General features: G+C 62.9%; 14 protein-coding genes and 2 pseudogenes. 11 read left to right on the forward strand and 5 right to left on the reverse strand.

What is annotated here, in order from left to right; translation table 11 throughout:
- Positions 1 to 2: 2 nt before the first annotated feature.
- Genes IG616_RS13135 through IG616_RS13145 form a run of 3 tightly spaced genes read left to right on the forward strand, consistent with a single transcriptional unit; the run spans position 3 to position 2,343 of the window.
- Positions 3 to 845 (forward strand): branched-chain amino acid ABC transporter permease, encoded by an 843-nt coding sequence (locus IG616_RS13135; RefSeq protein ID WP_192148629.1) that lies wholly within the window; start codon positions 3 to 5, stop codon positions 843 to 845.
- Positions 842 to 1,630 carry an ABC transporter ATP-binding protein gene (locus IG616_RS13140; RefSeq protein ID WP_192148630.1) on the forward strand — a complete coding sequence of 263 codons (789 nt, stop codon included), beginning with the start codon at positions 842 to 844 and terminating at the stop codon, positions 1,628 to 1,630. Before IG616_RS13135 ends, IG616_RS13140 begins: the two co-directional genes overlap by 4 nt.
- Entirely contained in the window at positions 1,627 to 2,343 is a 717-nt protein-coding gene (locus IG616_RS13145) for an ABC transporter ATP-binding protein (RefSeq protein ID WP_192148631.1), read from the forward strand. Before IG616_RS13140 ends, IG616_RS13145 begins: the two co-directional genes overlap by 4 nt.
- Positions 2,344 to 2,611: 268 nt before the next feature.
- Here IG616_RS13145 and IG616_RS13150 read toward each other — a convergent pair whose 3' ends face one another.
- Both IG616_RS13150 and IG616_RS13155 read right to left on the reverse strand, forming a co-directional pair.
- Positions 2,612 to 2,887, reverse strand: coding sequence for a GIY-YIG nuclease family protein (locus IG616_RS13150; protein WP_192148632.1), 276 nt, complete (start codon positions 2,885 to 2,887; stop codon positions 2,612 to 2,614).
- A 289-nt stretch (positions 2,888 to 3,176) separates the two neighbouring features.
- Positions 3,177 to 4,079 (reverse strand): LysR family transcriptional regulator, encoded by a 903-nt coding sequence (locus IG616_RS13155; protein WP_192148633.1) that lies wholly within the window; start codon positions 4,077 to 4,079, stop codon positions 3,177 to 3,179.
- Positions 4,080 to 4,183: 104 nt separating this feature from the next.
- Between IG616_RS13155 and IG616_RS13160 the strand changes: the two genes are divergently transcribed.
- The 8 genes and pseudogenes from IG616_RS13160 to IG616_RS13195 form a co-directional block, all read left to right on the forward strand.
- Positions 4,184 to 5,461: an FAD-dependent oxidoreductase gene (locus IG616_RS13160; RefSeq protein ID WP_192148634.1), complete on the forward strand. Its 1,278-nt coding sequence runs from the start codon at positions 4,184 to 4,186 to the stop codon at positions 5,459 to 5,461.
- Between the two features lie 16 nt (positions 5,462 to 5,477).
- Positions 5,478 to 6,656 carry an NAD(P)/FAD-dependent oxidoreductase gene (locus tag IG616_RS13165; protein ID WP_192148635.1) on the forward strand — a complete coding sequence of 393 codons (1,179 nt, stop codon included), beginning with the start codon at positions 5,478 to 5,480 and terminating at the stop codon, positions 6,654 to 6,656.
- A 13-nt stretch (positions 6,657 to 6,669) separates the two neighbouring features.
- Positions 6,670 to 7,383, forward strand: a complete 714-nt coding sequence (locus tag IG616_RS13170) for an SDR family NAD(P)-dependent oxidoreductase (RefSeq protein ID WP_343072372.1) — start codon at positions 6,670 to 6,672, stop codon at positions 7,381 to 7,383.
- 56 nt (positions 7,384 to 7,439) lie between these two features.
- Positions 7,440 to 8,981 carry an ABC transporter substrate-binding protein gene (locus IG616_RS13175; RefSeq protein ID WP_192148636.1) on the forward strand — a complete coding sequence of 514 codons (1,542 nt, stop codon included), beginning with the start codon at positions 7,440 to 7,442 and terminating at the stop codon, positions 8,979 to 8,981.
- A gap of 161 nt (positions 8,982 to 9,142) precedes the next feature.
- A complete protein-coding gene (locus IG616_RS13180) occupies positions 9,143 to 10,084 on the forward strand; it encodes an ABC transporter permease (protein WP_192148637.1) in 942 nt (313 codons plus the stop codon).
- Positions 10,081 to 10,989 carry an ABC transporter permease gene (locus IG616_RS13185; RefSeq protein ID WP_246476224.1) on the forward strand — a complete coding sequence of 303 codons (909 nt, stop codon included), beginning with the start codon at positions 10,081 to 10,083 and terminating at the stop codon, positions 10,987 to 10,989. The genes IG616_RS13180 and IG616_RS13185 overlap by 4 nt, the downstream gene beginning before the upstream one ends.
- Positions 10,986 to 12,800, forward strand: a complete 1,815-nt coding sequence (locus IG616_RS13190) for an ABC transporter ATP-binding protein (protein ID WP_192148638.1) — start codon at positions 10,986 to 10,988, stop codon at positions 12,798 to 12,800. The genes IG616_RS13185 and IG616_RS13190 overlap by 4 nt, the downstream gene beginning before the upstream one ends.
- Positions 12,801 to 12,964: 164 nt before the next feature.
- Positions 12,965 to 13,087, forward strand: a pseudogene (locus tag IG616_RS13195) (IS256 family transposase); the annotation flags it as partial.
- 29 nt (positions 13,088 to 13,116) lie between these two features.
- On the opposite strand, the pseudogene IG616_RS23105 reads toward IG616_RS13195, so the two are convergent.
- The 3 genes and pseudogenes from IG616_RS23105 to IG616_RS13205 form a co-directional block, all read right to left on the reverse strand.
- Positions 13,117 to 13,383 (reverse strand): annotated as a pseudogene (locus tag IG616_RS23105) (transposase); the annotation flags it as partial.
- Between the two features lie 597 nt (positions 13,384 to 13,980).
- The gene (locus tag IG616_RS13200; protein WP_192148639.1) at positions 13,981 to 15,591 is read right to left on the reverse strand and encodes an ABC transporter ATP-binding protein; all 1,611 of its coding nucleotides are present in this window, start codon (positions 15,589 to 15,591) and stop codon (positions 13,981 to 13,983) included.
- Positions 15,588 to 16,460: a metallophosphoesterase gene (locus IG616_RS13205; RefSeq protein WP_192148640.1), complete on the reverse strand. Its 873-nt coding sequence runs from the start codon at positions 16,458 to 16,460 to the stop codon at positions 15,588 to 15,590. The genes IG616_RS13200 and IG616_RS13205 overlap by 4 nt, the downstream gene beginning before the upstream one ends.
- Positions 16,461 to 16,518: the final 58 nt, after the last annotated feature.

Genomic DNA, 16,518 nt, shown 5'->3' on the forward strand with positions numbered 1-16,518 from the left:
ACATGGCTGAATGGCTGGACGATTTCTTCTTCACCTATGAGACGCTGATCCACGGCATCGGCGTGCACGGCCTCTTGGCCCTGTCCATGTATTGTGTCATGGCCGTCGGGCAGCTGTCCCTCGGCCAAGCCGCCTTCATGGGCCTTGGCGCCTATACGGGCGCGCTGCTGACCCTCAAGCTGGGCCTGCCCTTCTATGTGGTGCTGCCCGCGTCGGCCTTTGTGCCCGCGCTGATCGCGCTCCTGATCGGCGGACCGACCCTGCGCCTCAGCGGCGTCTATCTCGCCATTTCGACCGTGGGTTTGGGCGAGGTTCTGCGCGTCATCTACATCAATTTCGAAAGCCTGACCGGCGGCGCGCTCGGCCTGTCGGGCATTCCGATGAAGGCCAGCGTCGGGCTGATCTATGCCCTGCTGCTGATTGCGCTCATCATGTTCTGGGCGGTTGGCCGCTCGCGGATCGGCCGGGCCATGGAGGCCATGCGCGAGGACGAGACCGCCGCCGGCGTGATGGGCGTCAACGTGCCGGTCTACAAGCTCGGCGCCCTGATTGTCTCCGCCATGCTGGCCGGGATCGCCGGCTGCCTGGCCGCCCATTCCAGCAGCTTCATCGGCCCGAACGAATATGGCTTCGAAACCGCGGTCACCATCCTCAGCTTCGCGCTGCTGGGCGGCATCGGAACGCCCCTGGCGCCGGTTCTGGGCGCCCTGGTCCTGACCGCCCTGCCGGAAGTGCTCCGGCCCCTGGCGGACTTCCGCCTTGTCATCAACGGAATGATCATCGTCGTGGCAATTCTCTTCCTGCCCCGTGGTGTCCTGCCGCTCCGCCTGAGGAGATCCGCATGACCACGCTTCTGACTGTCGACAGCCTGTCCAAGTCGTTCCGGGGCGTGCATGCGATCCGCGATGCCAGCTTCGACGTGACCGCCGGCAAGGTGCACGGCATCATCGGCCCGAACGGCGCCGGCAAGACGACCCTGTTCAACCTGATCTCCGGGCTGCTGGAACCGTCTTCCGGCAAGGTGAGCCTGAACGGCAAGGACATTTCGGCCCTGCCATCCTATGCCCGCACCCGGCTCGGCATGGCCCGCACGTTCCAGAACATCCGCCTCTTTTCCGAGATGACGGTGATCGAGAACGTTCTGACCGGCATGCATATTCAGCTGTCCACGCCCGTCTGGCGCACGCTCATTCCCTTTGCAGGTGCAGAGGAAAGACAGGCCAAGGCAAAGGCCATGGACCTTCTGGAACTGGTCGGCCTTGCGGACAAGGCCCTGACCCGTTCCGCCAGCCTTGCCTATGGCGAGCAGCGGCGGCTGGAAATTGCCCGGGCGCTCGCCAGCGATCCGAAGATCCTGCTTTTGGACGAACCGGCGGCCGGCATGAACCCGCTGGAAACCCAGGATCTGGCGGTGCTGTTGAAGAAGCTCAACGAGCGCGGCATCACCCTGCTTCTGGTGGAGCATGACATGCGCTTCGTCATGGACCTGTGCGACCAGATCACGGTTCTGAACTTCGGCAAGGTAATTGCCGAGGGCGAGCCCGCCGCGATCCGCAGCAATTCGGCTGTTATCGAAGCCTATCTCGGCCCCAAGGTTGCCGAGCGGCTGCTGAAGGAGGCGTCGGCATGAGCGGCTTTCTCTCTGTTTCCGGCCTGCGGCTCAGCTATGGCCGCACCGAAGCCGTCAAGGGCATCGACCTTGAGGTCCGCCAGGGTGCGGTGGTCTCTCTGATCGGCGCCAATGGCGCGGGCAAGACCACGACCATGCGCGGCCTGTCCGGCCTGCTGAAGACCGCCGCCGGTTCGATCCGCTTCTGCGGCGAGGACATCACCAACGCCCCGGCCCACAAGATCGCCCGCATGGGCATCCGCCAGGTGCCCGAAGGCCGTCAGGTCTTTGCGGAAATGACCGTGGACGAAAACCTGAGCCTGGGCGGCCTGCAGGTGGGCGACAGCGCCGACTTCCGCCGCCGCCGCGAGGCGGTGCTGGACCGGTTTCCGCGCCTGCGCGAGCGCCTGACCCAGCATGCGGGCTATCTGTCCGGCGGCGAGCAGCAGATGCTGGCCCTCGGCCGGGCGATGATGGGCGGCCCGAAGCTCCTGCTTCTGGACGAACCAAGCATGGGCCTTGCGCCCCTGTTCGTGGAGGAGATCTTCAAGATCGTCGCCGATCTGCGCCAGGACGGCACCACCATCCTGCTCGTGGAGCAGAACGCCCAGGCCGCCCTCGAAATCGCCGACCATGCCTATGTGCTGGAAAGCGGCCGCATCACCCTTGAGGGTCCTGCTTCCGACGTCGTCAACGACCCCCGCGTCATCGCCGCCTATCTGGGTGATCATTAGGGGCAGGGGACACCCTCACCCCACCCCTCTCCCTGAAGGGCGAGGGGGCAGGCCCTGCCTGTGGCGGGTGAGGGATCTCTCCTCAGATCCGCTCCCGCAGCAGTCCAGCAGCTTTTGTCTGCGAATGAGTGGGCCCCGGATCTACGGCTCCGCCTTCGTCCGGGGTGACGGTTAACTGTAGTTCAGATGTCACCCCGGCCAAGCGAAGCGCGAGCCGGGGCCTACTCATTGCCAGAGTCGTGCAGATGCTCTCACAGGGCTGCAACACCTAGAGGGTCATCAGGTCCTTCCAATCCGGATTGGACTTTTCGATCAGCTGGATCTTCCAGGACCGGTGCCAGCGCTTGAGGCGCTTCTCGGCGGCGATGGCTTCCTCGATCCGCTCAAACTCCGCAGCATAAACCAAGCGATGTAGCTTGTGAGTTTTCGTGAATCCTGCCGCAATCCCTTGCCTGTGCTCCTCCACCCGGCGCGCCAGATCATTCGTCACTCCAACGTAAAGCGTGCCATGCATGCGGTTGGTCAGAATGTAGACGAAGAACATCGCAAATACACCAAATGAGAGCAGTTGTCCTTTCTACCATCTTTTTCTTGAACATCTGCACGTCACTGGAAAAGCGTCTCCTGAGATCCGCTCCAGCAGCAGTCCATCAGCTATTCTCTGCGAATGAGTAGGCCCCGGATCTGCGGCTCCGCCTTCGTCCGGGGTGACCGTGCTGCAAGCTTCGAACGTCACCCCGGCCAAGCGAAGCGCGAGCCGGGGCCTACTCACTGACCGTCATTCGAACACGTGAGTGGCCTGGCTTAACGCGTCCGGGGTGACCACTTGCACCTCACCCACGATCCCCACTCACACTCTCCGCATGCTGGACGAAGAGGTCCACCAGGGCGTGGCACTCGGTGCTGAGTTTGTCACCGTGGGGTTTGATGACCGAGTATTCGAACCGGTCATCCACCTCGATGGGGCGGGCAATGCCGCCCATCTGCGCATGGTCTCCAGCGGTGAAGGCATCAACCACCCCGACGCCGACGCCGCGCAAAACCAGCGCCGATACGATGTTGGACAGATAGATCTTCATCTTCATCACTGGCGGATGGACCATCTTGGCGAACTGCCGGTCGAAGGCCCGGCCGGACATGGTGGAATCCACGAAGCCGACGAAGTCCACTCCCGCGAGGTCCTCAATGCGCACCACATCCAGATCTCCCAAAGGGTGGCCCGGCGGGGCGATGAAGCGGAAGGGAATGCTGCCTGTGCGCACCACGTCGATCTCCAGTTTGTGCTGGGTGGGAATGCCGAAGCCGATCTGGCATTGGCGCAGCGCCACCTGGCGCACCACGGGCAAGGTGGTCATGGACAGAAACTCGGCGCGGAATTCAGGCCGGATCCGGAACAGTTCGGCAATCACCGTCGGCAGGGCGGAATTGGCAAAGGCGGGTGCCGCCGCGATGGTCAGGGTGGCCCGGTTGCCGCGCTTGATCTGGTCCGCTGCCCGCTCGATCTGGGACAGGCCTATGAAGCTGCGTTCCACCTCGGTCCACAGTTCATGGGCCTCCGCCGTTGCCACCACCCGGCCGCCATGACGGGTGAACAGCGCAAGATCCAGCCGCTCCTCCAGCTCCTTGATCAGCCGGCTTACCGCAGGCTGCGAAACGCTCAGCTCGTCGGCCGCGCCGGAAACCGTGCCGGTGCGCATGACTGCGCGGAAAGCTTCAAGTGATCTCTGAGATAGCATGGGATGAGTATAAGGTTTTCACATACTCATGGAAAGAAACCTTATTTGCGTTATATCAAACCCGCGCTCACTCTGACCCTGTCGGAATTTACGAGGAACCTATCGTGAGCGCTGCATCCCACCAGCCGGACTTTCCCACCCAAACCGAAGTCGTCGTCATCGGCGGCGGAATTGTCGGTGTCTGCACGGCGCTCTTTCTGGCAGAACAGGGCATTCCCGTCGTTCTGTGCGAAAAGGGCCGGATCGCGGGCGAACAGTCCTCCCGCAACTGGGGCTGGATCCGCAAGGCCGGGCGTGATGCCCGCGAACTCCAGCTGATGATCGAAAGCGCCCGGCTCTGGGGCGAGATCAACTCCAAGCTCGGAGAGGACATCGGCTATGGCATCCGCGGCATCACCTATCTCGCCAAGACCGAGAAGGAGCTGCAGAAGCACGAGACCTGGCTGAAGGACACCAAGGGCTTCGACCATGGCTCCGTGCTGCTGTCCCCGGCAGAGACCGATCATCTGCTCAAGCGCAATGACCGGCAGTTCCTGGGCGCGCTCTATACGGAATCCGATGCCACAGCCGAGCCGTCTCTCGCCGTGCCTGCCATGGCCCGTTATGCGGAGCGCTGCGGCGCGGTCATCATCGACCAATGCGCGGTCCGTTCCGTGGAACGCACCGCAGGCCAGATCAGCTCCGTGATCACGGAAAAAGGCGAGATCGCCTGCAAGAAGGTGGTTCTGGCGGGCGGTGTCTGGTCGCGGACCTTCCTGGAAAACATCGGCATCTCGATCCCCCAGCTTGCGGTCAAGTCCTCGGTGCTGCGCACGACTGTTGCGCCCGAGATCGTTGCCGGATCGGTCGGCGCGACGGATGCGTCGCTCCGGCGGCGCAAGGATGGCGGCTATACGATTGCCCGCAGCAACCATGCCGAATTCCAGCTCATTCCCGCCGCCTTCCGGCACTTCGCCGCCTTTCTGCCGATCCTGACCGAGCGCTGGCGGATGATGAAGATCCGCTTCGGCAAGGATTTCTTTGGCCCGCTCGGCCATCAGCGCTGGAAGCCGGACGAGATAACCCCTTTTGAGCAGGTGCGGGTGATGGATCCGGCGCCGGACCAGAAGCTTCTGAACTCTGCCTTCGCTTCGGCCATCGAACTGCACCCGCGCCTGCAAGGTGTGCAGATTGCCGAGACCTGGGGCGGCTTGATCGACGTGATGCCGGACGAGGTTCCGATCATCGACGAGCCGAAAGACTGGCCCGGACTGGTGATTGCGACGGGCCTGTCCGGCCATGGCTTCGGCATTGGCCCAGGGGTTGCAAAGCTGGTGGTCCAGCACATCCGGGGCGAGAAGCCCATGGTCAGTACAAAAGACTTCGCAATGGGACGTTTCTGAAGACAAAGGAGCCCGCATGGCCGCAGTTTCTCAAAGCACCCCGGATGCCGTCGTTATCGGGGCCGGGATCACCGGCCTCGCCGCCGCGCTGGAGCTTGCGGAAGCGGGCCTGCGCGTTGAGGTGGTCGAGAAATACCGGCCAGCCGCCATGGCCTCCGGCTGGACCCTGGCCGGAGTGCGCCAGTCGGGCCGCCACCCGGCAGAGCTGCCGCTGGCCGTCTCTGCCGTCAAACTGTGGCCAGAACTAAGCGAAAAGCTCGGCGCGGACACGGGCTACCGCCAGGAAGGCAATCTGCGGCTGGCAAGAACGCCTGCTGAGGTAGAGATCCTGCAGGAGCTTGCCCGCAGCCAGAAAGCCACCGGACTGCCCATTTCCTTCCTGCCGGATCTGGCGTCCGTGCGCGAGATTGCGCCCGCTTTGTCTGAAGCCGTCATTGCCGCCACCTTCTGTTCAACGGATGGCCATGCCGATCCGCTTGCAACCGTCAGCGCCTATGCGCAGCGCTGCCGGGATCTGGGCGTCACCCTGTCCTTTGGTGAAAGCGTCGAAGGGCTGGAGAGTGCAGGGGGCCGGGTCACGGCGGTCCGGACGGACAAGCGGACAATCACCTGCGGCGCAGTGCTTGCCGCCCCGGGCATTCTGGTCAACACATTGCTGGAGCCTTTCGGTCTCTCCATTCCCCTGCGCCGTCCCATCGTCACGGTTCTGCGCAGTGCCCCGGCTGATCCGGTCCTGAAACCGGTGCTCGGCGTTGCCAATGCCGACCTTGCGGCCCGGCAGGAAGTTTCGGGCCGGTTCCGCGTCACCAGCGGTGCGGAAGACTGGTCCGGCGAGATTGTCCACCGGGACGGGATGCCGGTCATTCATCCTCATGCCCGCGCGATCCGGGCGACCATCGAAAAGGTCGCCCACGTGCTGCCCGCCTTTGCCGATGCGGAAATCGAGCAGATCTGGGCAGGGGCCTTGGACCTGACCCCGGACGCGCTGCCGGTGATCGATCATGCGCCGGGCCTTGAAAATCTCGTGGTCGCCGCCGGTTTCTCCGGTCATGGCTTCGGCATCGGACCGGTGACAGGTCCGCTTGCCGCCCAACTCCTGCAAGGGAGCGCGCCCGATCACTCCCTTGCCGCCTTCCGCTTCGGCCGGTTTGCCAACACCGGCCAGGCGGATGCCCCGCTTTCCCTTCACGGATAAAGGAGACACTCAGGTGCTGGATCCTCTTGGCAGAACAGTGATGGTTTCAGGCGCGAGCCGGGGCATTGGCCTGGCAATCGCAACACTGCTTCTTCAAAAGGGGTATAATGTGAGCGCGGGTGCCCGCTCGGTCGAGGCCCTTGAGAAGGCCTTTGCCGGGGCTCCGGCGGGCAGATTCCTTGCGGCCCGCTACGATGCCGCCGACCGGACCAGCCATGAGGTCTGGCTTAAGGAGACGCTGCAGCGGTTCGGCAAGCTGGACGCGCTGGTGAACAATGCCGGCACCTCCAACAAGTTTTCCATTGAAGAAGGCGAAGAAGCCGACCTCGATGCCCTTTGGGCGGTCAACGTCAAGGGACCGCTGTTCCTGACCCGCATCTGCCTGCCCCATCTGAAGGCCACCGGTACCGGGCGGGTGATCAATGTCGCCTCGCTGTCCGGCAAGCGCGTGCGCAACGACAACATCGCCTACAACATGACCAAACACGCGCTGATGGCGCTGACCCATGGCACCCGCCGCATCGGCTGGGACCATGGCGTGCGCGCCACCGCGGTCTGCCCCAGTTTCGTCGCAACGGATCTGACCGACGGCATCACCAAGGTGAGCCGGGACGAGATGATAGATCCGAAAGACTTCGCAGAAATAACCGCCCTGGCTATTGCCCTGCCGAATACGGCAGCCATGGCGGAAATGCTGGTGAACTGCCGGCTCGAGGACACTCTTTAGGGAAGAGAGTGAACCTCAAGGGCGAGAAAAACGATAACCGACCAGAGGACGATGACATGAAGACTAGGATAGGAGTTGCACTGGCAAGCGTGCTTTTTGCCAGCAATGCATTGGCCGCCGGAACGACACTGAATGTCGGCATGGCGGGTGCGGACGCGGGCAAGCTCGACCCGCATGTGGCCACCAGCACCCTGGACAAGGGGCTGCTTTACTGGATGTTCAACGGCCTGGTGCGGATCAAGCCGGGCGAGGCGAGCCCCGCTTTCATCGAGCCGGACATTGCCAAGAGCTGGACCTCTTCCGAGGACGGCCTGACCTGGACATTCGAGCTGCGCGACGATGTCGAGTGCCATGGCGACTATGGCAAGATCGACGCGGAAGACGTGGTCTATTCGCTGAAGCGCTCGGCCAACCCGGATATCTCGGCTTTCGCCAAGGATTACACCGCCTTCGATAGCGTCGAGGCGACCGGCCCGCTGGAAGTCACCATCAAGCTAAAGAACAAGATCCCGAGCCTGCTCGGCCTGCTTGTGCCCTATCATGGCGGCAACATCGTCTGTAAGGACGCGGTCGAGGCTCTTGGCGACGACTACCAGCGCACGCCGATCGGGACCGGACCCTTCATGTTCGCCGAATACCAGCCGCAGCAATATGTGAAGCTGGTCGCCAACCCGGAATATTTCCGCGGTGAACCGAAGATCAAGGAGATCTTCTACCGCTACATCCCGTCAGACTCCTCCCGCGATCTGGCGTTCCAGTCCGGCGAGATCGACATGATCTACGGCAAGCAGGAACAGACCTGGGTGGAGCGCGTCAAGCAGGTGCCCGGCACCAAGGTGGTGGTGATGACCCCGGGCGAAATGTCCGTCATCCACCTCAACATGAGCATGCCGCCTCTGGATGACATCCGCGTCCGCAAGGCCATTGCCTATGCCATCGACCGGGACACGCTGGTCCAGTTCAAGGGCCCGGACGTGACCCTCGCCGCGATTTCTCCGGTTCCCGAAGGCCACCTCGGCTACACCGCCGATGTGCCGCAATATCCGCATTCCATCGAGAAGGCCAAGGAACTGCTGACCGAGGCCGGGTTCCCGGATGGGGTCACCATCAAGGCGATCCACACCGTGCTGCCGGGCATGCTTTCCACTATGGAGGCCGTTCAGGCGGAACTGCGTGAAGCAGGCATCAATCTGGAAATCCAGACCGTCGAGCACGCCACCTTCCATGAACAGATCCGCAAGGACATGAGCCAGGTGGTGCATTATGCCGCCGCCCGCTTCCCGGTGGCTGACGTTTATCTGTCCCAGTTCTTCCATTCGGACGCGACGGTCGGCACGCCGAACGCTGTGGCGAACTTCTCCCATTGCAATGCTGCCGACAAGGAGATCGAGGCAGCCCGCGTCGAGGGCGATCCGGAAAAGCAGCTGGCCTATTGGGCCGAAGCCCAGAAGAAGATCATGGAAGAGGTATGTGCGGTTCCGCTGGTGCAGAGCATGCAGCTCTGGGCCTGGAAGGACACGCTTGATCTGGGTACCGAAGTGCATGGGTCTTTGAACCTGAGCCCGCCGGTTACCGAAATGGCTCACTTCACCGAGTAACCTCCGGTTGGAGGCGCTCCGGGCCGGTTCCCTCATCGGGGCCTGCCCGGAGCGGCGCTTTTGCCCGCAGTGCAGGCTGCGTTCAAAGGTGAACCCGCGGCCTTTCTGCTTTTGCAGGAAGCCCCGCGCGCACCCCGTCCACCGGATGCCTCGGAGCCCGCATGACAGCTTTCATTCTCAAGCGCCTTGGCTTCGCAGTGATCACGCTTTTCGCTGTGCTGACCATCGTGTTCTTCATCGTCCGGATCCTGCCGGGCGATCCCGCCGTCGCCATTCTTGGCGATCAGGCAACCGAAGCCTCGCTGGCCGCTCTCAGAAGCAGGCTCGGGCTCGATGTGCCGCTTTACCAGCAATATATCGAGTTCATCGGCGGCGTGATCGTCGGCGACTGGGGCATCTCCATGGTGTCCGGCCGCCCTGTCATCACAGAGATCCTGAAGGTTCTGCCCTCGACAATCGAGCTGACAGTCGCCTCCCTGATCCTCGGAGCCGTCGTCGGCATTCCGGTTGGGGTCTGGTCGGCAGTCCGCCGCAACAAGCTGCCGGATTACATCGCCCGCATCGGCTCCCTCTTGGGCCTGTCCTTCCCGGCCTTCGTCTCCGCCGTGCTGCTGCTCTTGTTCTTCTCCATCCAGCTGCGCTGGTTCCCGGTGATCAGCTCCGGCCAGGGCAGCAGCCTTGGCGACCGGCTCAGGGACATTGCCCTTCCGGCCATCAACCTCGGCCTGATCATGGCGGCCTACATCACCCGCGTTGCCCGCTCGGCCATGCTGGAAGTGCTGAACCAGGACTATGTGCGCACGGCCAAGGCCAAGGGCATCGCCTTTTCGGTCATCATCTGGCGCCACTGCCTGCGCAACGCGATGATCCCGGTGGTCACCGTCGTCGGGCTCTATCTCGGCATCCTGATCGGCAATTCCGTGCTGACGGAAATCGTGTTCAACCGGCCGGGCCTCGGCAAGCTCATCGTCGGCGCACTGAACCAGCGCGACTACACCATGCTGCAGGGGATGATGGTGATCTACACCCTGATCGTGGTGCTGGTGAATCTGATCACCGACCTGACCTACGGCCTGATCGACCCGAGGATCAAATACTCATGACCATGCCCGATGTCACTTCCGCCGCTCTGTCGCGGACAAACTATCTGAAGATCACCCTGGCGTCGGTCTTCAACGGCCTCTTCAAGGCCTTCAACACCAACAAGACCTCCTGGATAGGCCTTGGCGTCTTTGTTGTCGTCTGCCTGCTGGCGATCTTCGCGCCGCTGATTGCGCCTTACGATCCGTTGGATCAGAGCATTCTCTACCGGCTCAAGGCGCCATCGGCCGCCCATTGGTTCGGCACTGACTATTATGGCCGCGATACCCTGTCGCGGATCCTCTGGGGCGCCCGGATCTCGCTGACCATCGGGTTGCTCTCGATCAGCGCGGCCCTGGTGATCGGCACATTGATCGGCCTGATCGCCGGCTATTTCGGCGGCCGCACCGACATCATCATCATGCAGATCATGGATGTGCTGCTGGCCTTCCCCTCGCTCATCCTCGGCCTGATCGTCGTTGCCATGCTCGGGCCGTCCGTGGGCAATCTGGTGGTGGCCATCGCGCTCACCGCCATTCCGCCCTTCGCCCGCATTGCCCGCGCGCCCACCATCGCGGTCAAGAACCGGGAGTTCATCGAGGCGGGACATGCGCTTGGCTATTCTCACTGGCGGCTGATGTTCGGCCACATCCTGCCCAACATCGCCCCGGAAGTGCTGGTCATGGGCTCGCTCTGGCTGGCCACTGCCATCCGCGTGGAAGCCTCGCTCGCCTTCATCGGCCTGGGGGTCAATCCGCCGACGCCCACCTGGGGCGGCATGATCCGCGAGGGCTTTGAAAACATTCTCGACAGTTTCTGGCTGGCCCTCTTTCCCTCGCTCGCCATCCTGATCGTGGTGTTCTCGCTCAACCTGCTTGGCGACGGCCTGCGTGATGCCATCGACCCGCGGCTGAAAGGTGAACAATGACCGGATCCAACACCAAATCTGGCCCCATTCTCGACGTTCAGAACCTGACCACCTCCTTCCGGGTGGACGGCGCCTGGGTGCCCGTGGTCAAGGATGTCAGCTTCTCCATCGGCAAGGGCGAAACCGTTGCCATTGTCGGGGAATCCGGCTCCGGCAAGTCGGTCACCGCGCTCTCCATCATGCGGCTGCTGCAGGAAAACCAGAGCCAGATCGAAGGCCGCATCCGGCTCGATGGCGAGGATATCCTGGCCCTTGACGAGCCTGCCATGCGGGACGTGCGCGGCGGCGACATCGGCATGATCTTCCAGGAACCGATGACCAGCCTCAACCCGGTGCTGAAGATCGGCTATCAGGTGGCCGAGGTCCTGCGCCGCCACCGGGGCATGAGCGCCTCGCACGCGGAGGCAGAGACCCTGCGCCTGTTCGATCTGGTGCGCATTCCGGATGCCAAGCGCCGCCTGAATGAATATCCGCACAGCTTCTCCGGCGGCATGCGCCAGCGGGCCATGATCGCCATGGCGCTCGCCTGCCGGCCGAAGCTGCTGATTGCCGATGAGCCGACCACCGCTCTGGACGTGACCATTCAGGCCCAGATCCTGGAGCTGATCAGCGAGTTGCAGCAGGACATCGGCATGGCGGTGATGTTCATCACCCATGACATGGGCGTGGTGGCGGAAATCGCCGACCGGGTCGTCGTCATGCTGCGCGGCGACAAGGTGGAGGAGGCGCCTGCCGCCGGTCTCTTTGCCGCCCCCCGGCACAACTACACCAAGATGCTGCTGGGTGCCGTGCCCAAGCTCGGCGGCCTTGGCGAGAGCACAACCCCGCGCCGCTTTCCCAAGCTGGACGAGAACGGGGTCGGGGAGGAGCCCGCCAACGAGCCGGACCGGCGGGCGGAGACGATCCTGGAAGTCAAGAACCTGACCACCCGCTTTGCTGTGCGCGGTGGTGTGTTGAACCGGCCCGTGGGCAGTGTCCATGCGGTCGAGAATGTCTCCCTGTCGCTGGCCGCAGGCGAAACCCTGGCGCTTGTCGGGGAATCGGGCTGCGGCAAGTCGACGACGGGCCGGTCGATCCTGCGGCTTCTGCAGCCAGCCGCAGGATCGATCGTCTTCGAGGGGCAGGACCTGATGGCGGCAAGCCCGGCGGAGTTGCGCGCCGCGCGCCGCCGCATGCAGATGATCTTCCAGGACCCATACGGCTCCCTCAATCCGCGCAAGACGGTGGGCGCGGCTATTGCCGAACCGATGCGGGTGCATGGACTGAAGAGCGGGCCGGAGGCCAATGTCCGCGTTGGTGAGCTTTTGGAACTGGTCGGACTTAAACCGGAACACGCCCTGCGCTTCCCGCATGAATTCTCGGGTGGCCAGCGTCAGCGCATCTGCATTGCCCGCAGCCTGGCGCTGGAGCCGAGCCTGATCGTGGCGGATGAATCCGTCTCCGCGCTGGATGCCTCGGTCAAGGCCCAGGTGGTCAACCTCATGCTGGATCTGCAGAAGGAGCTTGGCCTCGCCTATCTCTTCATCAGCCACGACATTGCGGTGGTCGAACGCATCAGCCATCGCATTGCCGTGATGCTGCTCGGGGAAATCGTCGAGATCGGCCCGCGTGACAAGATCCTGAGCAATCCCCAGCATCCCTACACCAAGAAACTGATCGAAGCCGTCCCCATCCCCGACCCGGCCGTGAAGCGGGAGCGGGGAGGTCTGATCACCGAAGAACTCAAAAGCCCCATCCGCACCCTTGACTGGACCGCCCCGCCGCGCCGCTACCTCAGCGCCGGCGAGGGCCATCTGGTCATGGCGCATTAGGGTTTGAGAGAAGCAAGAGAGCAGGGTGACCCTTGAGCATGTTCCAGCTGGGTGAGAGATACGTGAAGTGGGTGCCGTCTCAAGGCGTGGTGTAGGTGTCTGCGGCCATCGGGTTTCTCGGTAGGGTCGGTTGCTGAGCCAACCTGAACCGAGGGACAGACCCGATGACCAAACCTATGATGGACCTCCGCGCGCTCGTGGAGAAGAGCGGAGATGCCGACCTTCTCCGCGAGATGATCGGCTTCGCCTCAGATCGTTTGATGGTGCTGGAAGTCAGCGCTGATACCCATCGCAATTGATCAGAACCGATGCGCCCCTTCCGGTTCCCGATGGACATGATGGTCCATGGTTGCGCGCCGAGCTTGTTCCACGCCCGGCTGCACAGGTCGAGGATCTCTTTGTAGGTTTCGAAGATCCTGTTTGAGAGCCAGTTTTCGCGCATGAACTGCCAGATGTTCTCGACCGGATTGAGCTCGGGAGCCTTGGGCGGCAAGGGCAGGATCGTGATGTTGTCTGGCACCTGAAGCTTGCCGGTCATGTGCCAGCCGGCCCGGTCCATCATCAGCAGCGCATGGGTTCCGGGGACGGCCTGAGCTTCGATTTCGTCGTTTCGCAGACTCTTATGCCAAATTCCTGATGGAGCCAGACAACCAGATCCTTGATCCGCCAGCGGACCACCCCATGCACGGCAGGGATTGGCCCGTCTCGACGATATCGCTTCGGCTCAAGGGAGCCAGATAGCGGGCCTACGAGAGGCGAGGAAGGGCTACGGAAAAAATTATTGATATTTTTCAGAATTTTATCAAATTTCGGGTAAGATAACTTATGGAACCTAATTTCTGTGCCAACGAGAAACCGTTCCCACAAGCAGGTTCAGTCCAAGTGTGAGACTTGCTTCAACCTTCCTGACAACGAGGTTGCCATGCGCCGTCACGAATTGAGCGATAAGGAATGGCCGATCATCGAGCCGCCTTGCCTCGCAGAGGCCGTGCTGTGTTTCTTGATGATCATTGCCGTGTCATCAATGGGATCATTTGGCGGTTCCGAACCGGTTCGTCTTGGCGCTAAGGTCCGCGTACCACGGCGAACACTTGGACAACGGGGTTTGAAAAATCCAAAGAAGCTGCCGCCGGGTTGAAACCAAGTACGCAATCTCCGCATCGGACATGCCCCTCCGGCCTCAATGCCGGAGGCTGGGCACCGCCGACAGGAGCTGGCGCGTATAGGCGTGAACCGGATGGTTCAGAACCTGGCTGGTCGGCCCGGTTTCAACAATCTCGCCATTGTACATCACGGCGATCCGGTGGCTCACCCGTTCGACAACCGCAATATCGTGGGAGATGAACAGGAAGGAGAGCCCGTCAGTCCGCTGCAGCTCCAGCATCAGATCAGTGACTTGGCGGGCGATGGAGACATCAAGCGCCGAGACGGCTTCATCCGCGATGATCAGTTTCGGCCCGGCAGACAGAGCGCGGGCAATGCACAGGCGCTGGCGCTGGCCGCCGGAGAACTGATGCGGGAAGCGGAAGATCGAGTCCCGCTCCAGCCCGACCTTCTCAACCAGCTGGGCCGCCAGATCCTTCTGGTCCCGGCGGGAGACGAGACCGTGAATCCGCGCCGGTTCCGTGATCAGCTCGTGAACGGGCAGCCTGGGATTGAGGCTCGCGTAAGGGTCCTGAAACACCATCTGCGCTTCTCTGCGGCTTTCTCTCAGCGCCGGACGTGAGGTCTGCGTCAGGGCCTTGCCGTTGAGCCGGATGGAGCCGCTTTCCGGCTCCACAAGGCGCAGGATGGAGCGGGCCAGGGTCGACTTGCCGCAGCCGGACTCCCCGACGAGGCCGAGGGTTTCCCCCTGAGCAACCGTAAGCGACACACCCTTCACCGCCAGAACGCCCTCCCGCTTCCTTTTGAAGAGCCCCGAGCGCGCGCCGAAGCGGGTCGACAGGCGGTCGACTTCCAGAACCGTGCCACTGCCGGGGGCCCGGGTCTCACTGCCGGAGCCAAGCCGCGGCGCGGCGGCCATGAGCTGGCGGGTATAGGGCGCCTGCGGACGGCGGAAGAGGTCGTCGGCGCTGGCTTCCTCGACCTTTTCGCCGTCTTTCAGAACGACAACCCGGTCGGCGATTTCCGCCACCACGCCCATGTCATGGGTGATGAACAGAACGCCCATGCCGATCTCCGCCTGCAGCCCCTTGATCAGGGTCAGGATTTCGGCCTGAGTGGTCACGTCCAGCGCCGTGGTCGGCTCGTCGCAAATCAGAAGCTTGGGCCGGCAGGCGAGCGCCATGGCAATCATCACCCGCTGGCGCAACCCGCCGGAAAGCTCATGCGGATATTGGCCGAGGCGGCGGAGTGGATCGGGAATGCGGACCTGCTCCAGCATGCCCCCGGCGGCCTTGAGCGCAGCGGCCCGGTCCAGCTTCTGATGGCGGATGAAAACCTCCGCCACCTGATCGCCAATCTTCATCACCGGGTTCAGAGAGGTCATCGGCTCCTGAAACACCATGGAGATATCGCAGCCGCGCAGCTTCGTCAGCTCGCCATCGCCAAGGTTTCTCAGGTCCCGGACCGTCCCGTCACCGCCGAACAGCATCTCGCCCGCCGTGATCGCGCCGCCTTCCCGCTCGATCAGCCGCAGGATCGACAGTGCCGTCGCGGATTTTCCGGACCCGGACTCGCCCACCAGCGCAAGGGTTTCGCGCGCATGAATGGCGAAGGACAACCCCTTGACCGCCTCGTGGGACCCGAAGCAGATCCTGAGGCCGCGAACGTCCAGAACCGGTTCTGTCATTTCAGATCTCCCCGCCGTCTTGCGGCAAATTCAGGATGCTCGTCAAAGCCCGGCAGCGGCGGTGTCCAGCGGTCTGCGTGCGGCTTGAAGGCATAGGCCATCGGGTCCAGCCCCAGCACCTGCCAGGACACGGTATCGCCAAGCTCGATCAGGCCGAAAGCGCCTGCAGGCTCGCCCTTTGTGGTGAAGCTCTCAGTGAGGGACTGCTGGGTCAGATGGGTTATGCCATCCACCACCGTGACCGTGTTCCAATGCACATGGCCGGACAGGCAGACGACCGGATGGCGGCACTGGGCCAGCGCGGCACGGGCACGCTCCGCCATGGGATAGGTGGACGCGGAAGGATTGCGCTCGAAATAGTAATTGCCGGTCTGGGCATGGCCGGAAACGGGCACATGGCTGAAGACCATCAGCGGGCGGTCCGCATTTTGCGCGACCCTTGAAAGCCACAGGAGGTCAGCCTCGCGCAGGATGAAGCCGGAATGCGCGGGCGTGCGGTGGATCTTGCTGTCCGCGCGCCACAGAACGATCCTCCAGCCGCCTGCGTCGAAGGTCATGTTGCCGAGCGGCTGGCCGAGGATTTCCTCGTTGTCGGCCACCTCCAGATGGTCGCGGTCATGGTTGCCGTTGATGTGATAGACCGGTGCCTCAACCGCCCTGAAACTCTCGGCCACCTCACGCTCCAGCCGGAGATCCGTGTCCCGGCCAATGTCCGAAATCCGGTCGCCAAGGTCGATGACGAAGTCCGGCGCGGCATCATTGGAAAAGCGGGCAAAGCCGTCCATCAGGTCGAGCGCGGCATCCCCGCGCTTGGTCGCGGAAGGGGCGCCATGATGGATGTCGGCGACAAGGGCAATACGTACGGACACGGTGTTTTTTCCTGATCTGGACAGAAACGGGGGAAGCGCCGCCGGAGGGCCGGCGGCG

This window comes from Roseibium litorale, assembly GCF_014842915.1.
Taxonomy (GTDB): Bacteria; Pseudomonadota; Alphaproteobacteria; order Rhizobiales; family Stappiaceae; genus Roseibium; species Roseibium litorale.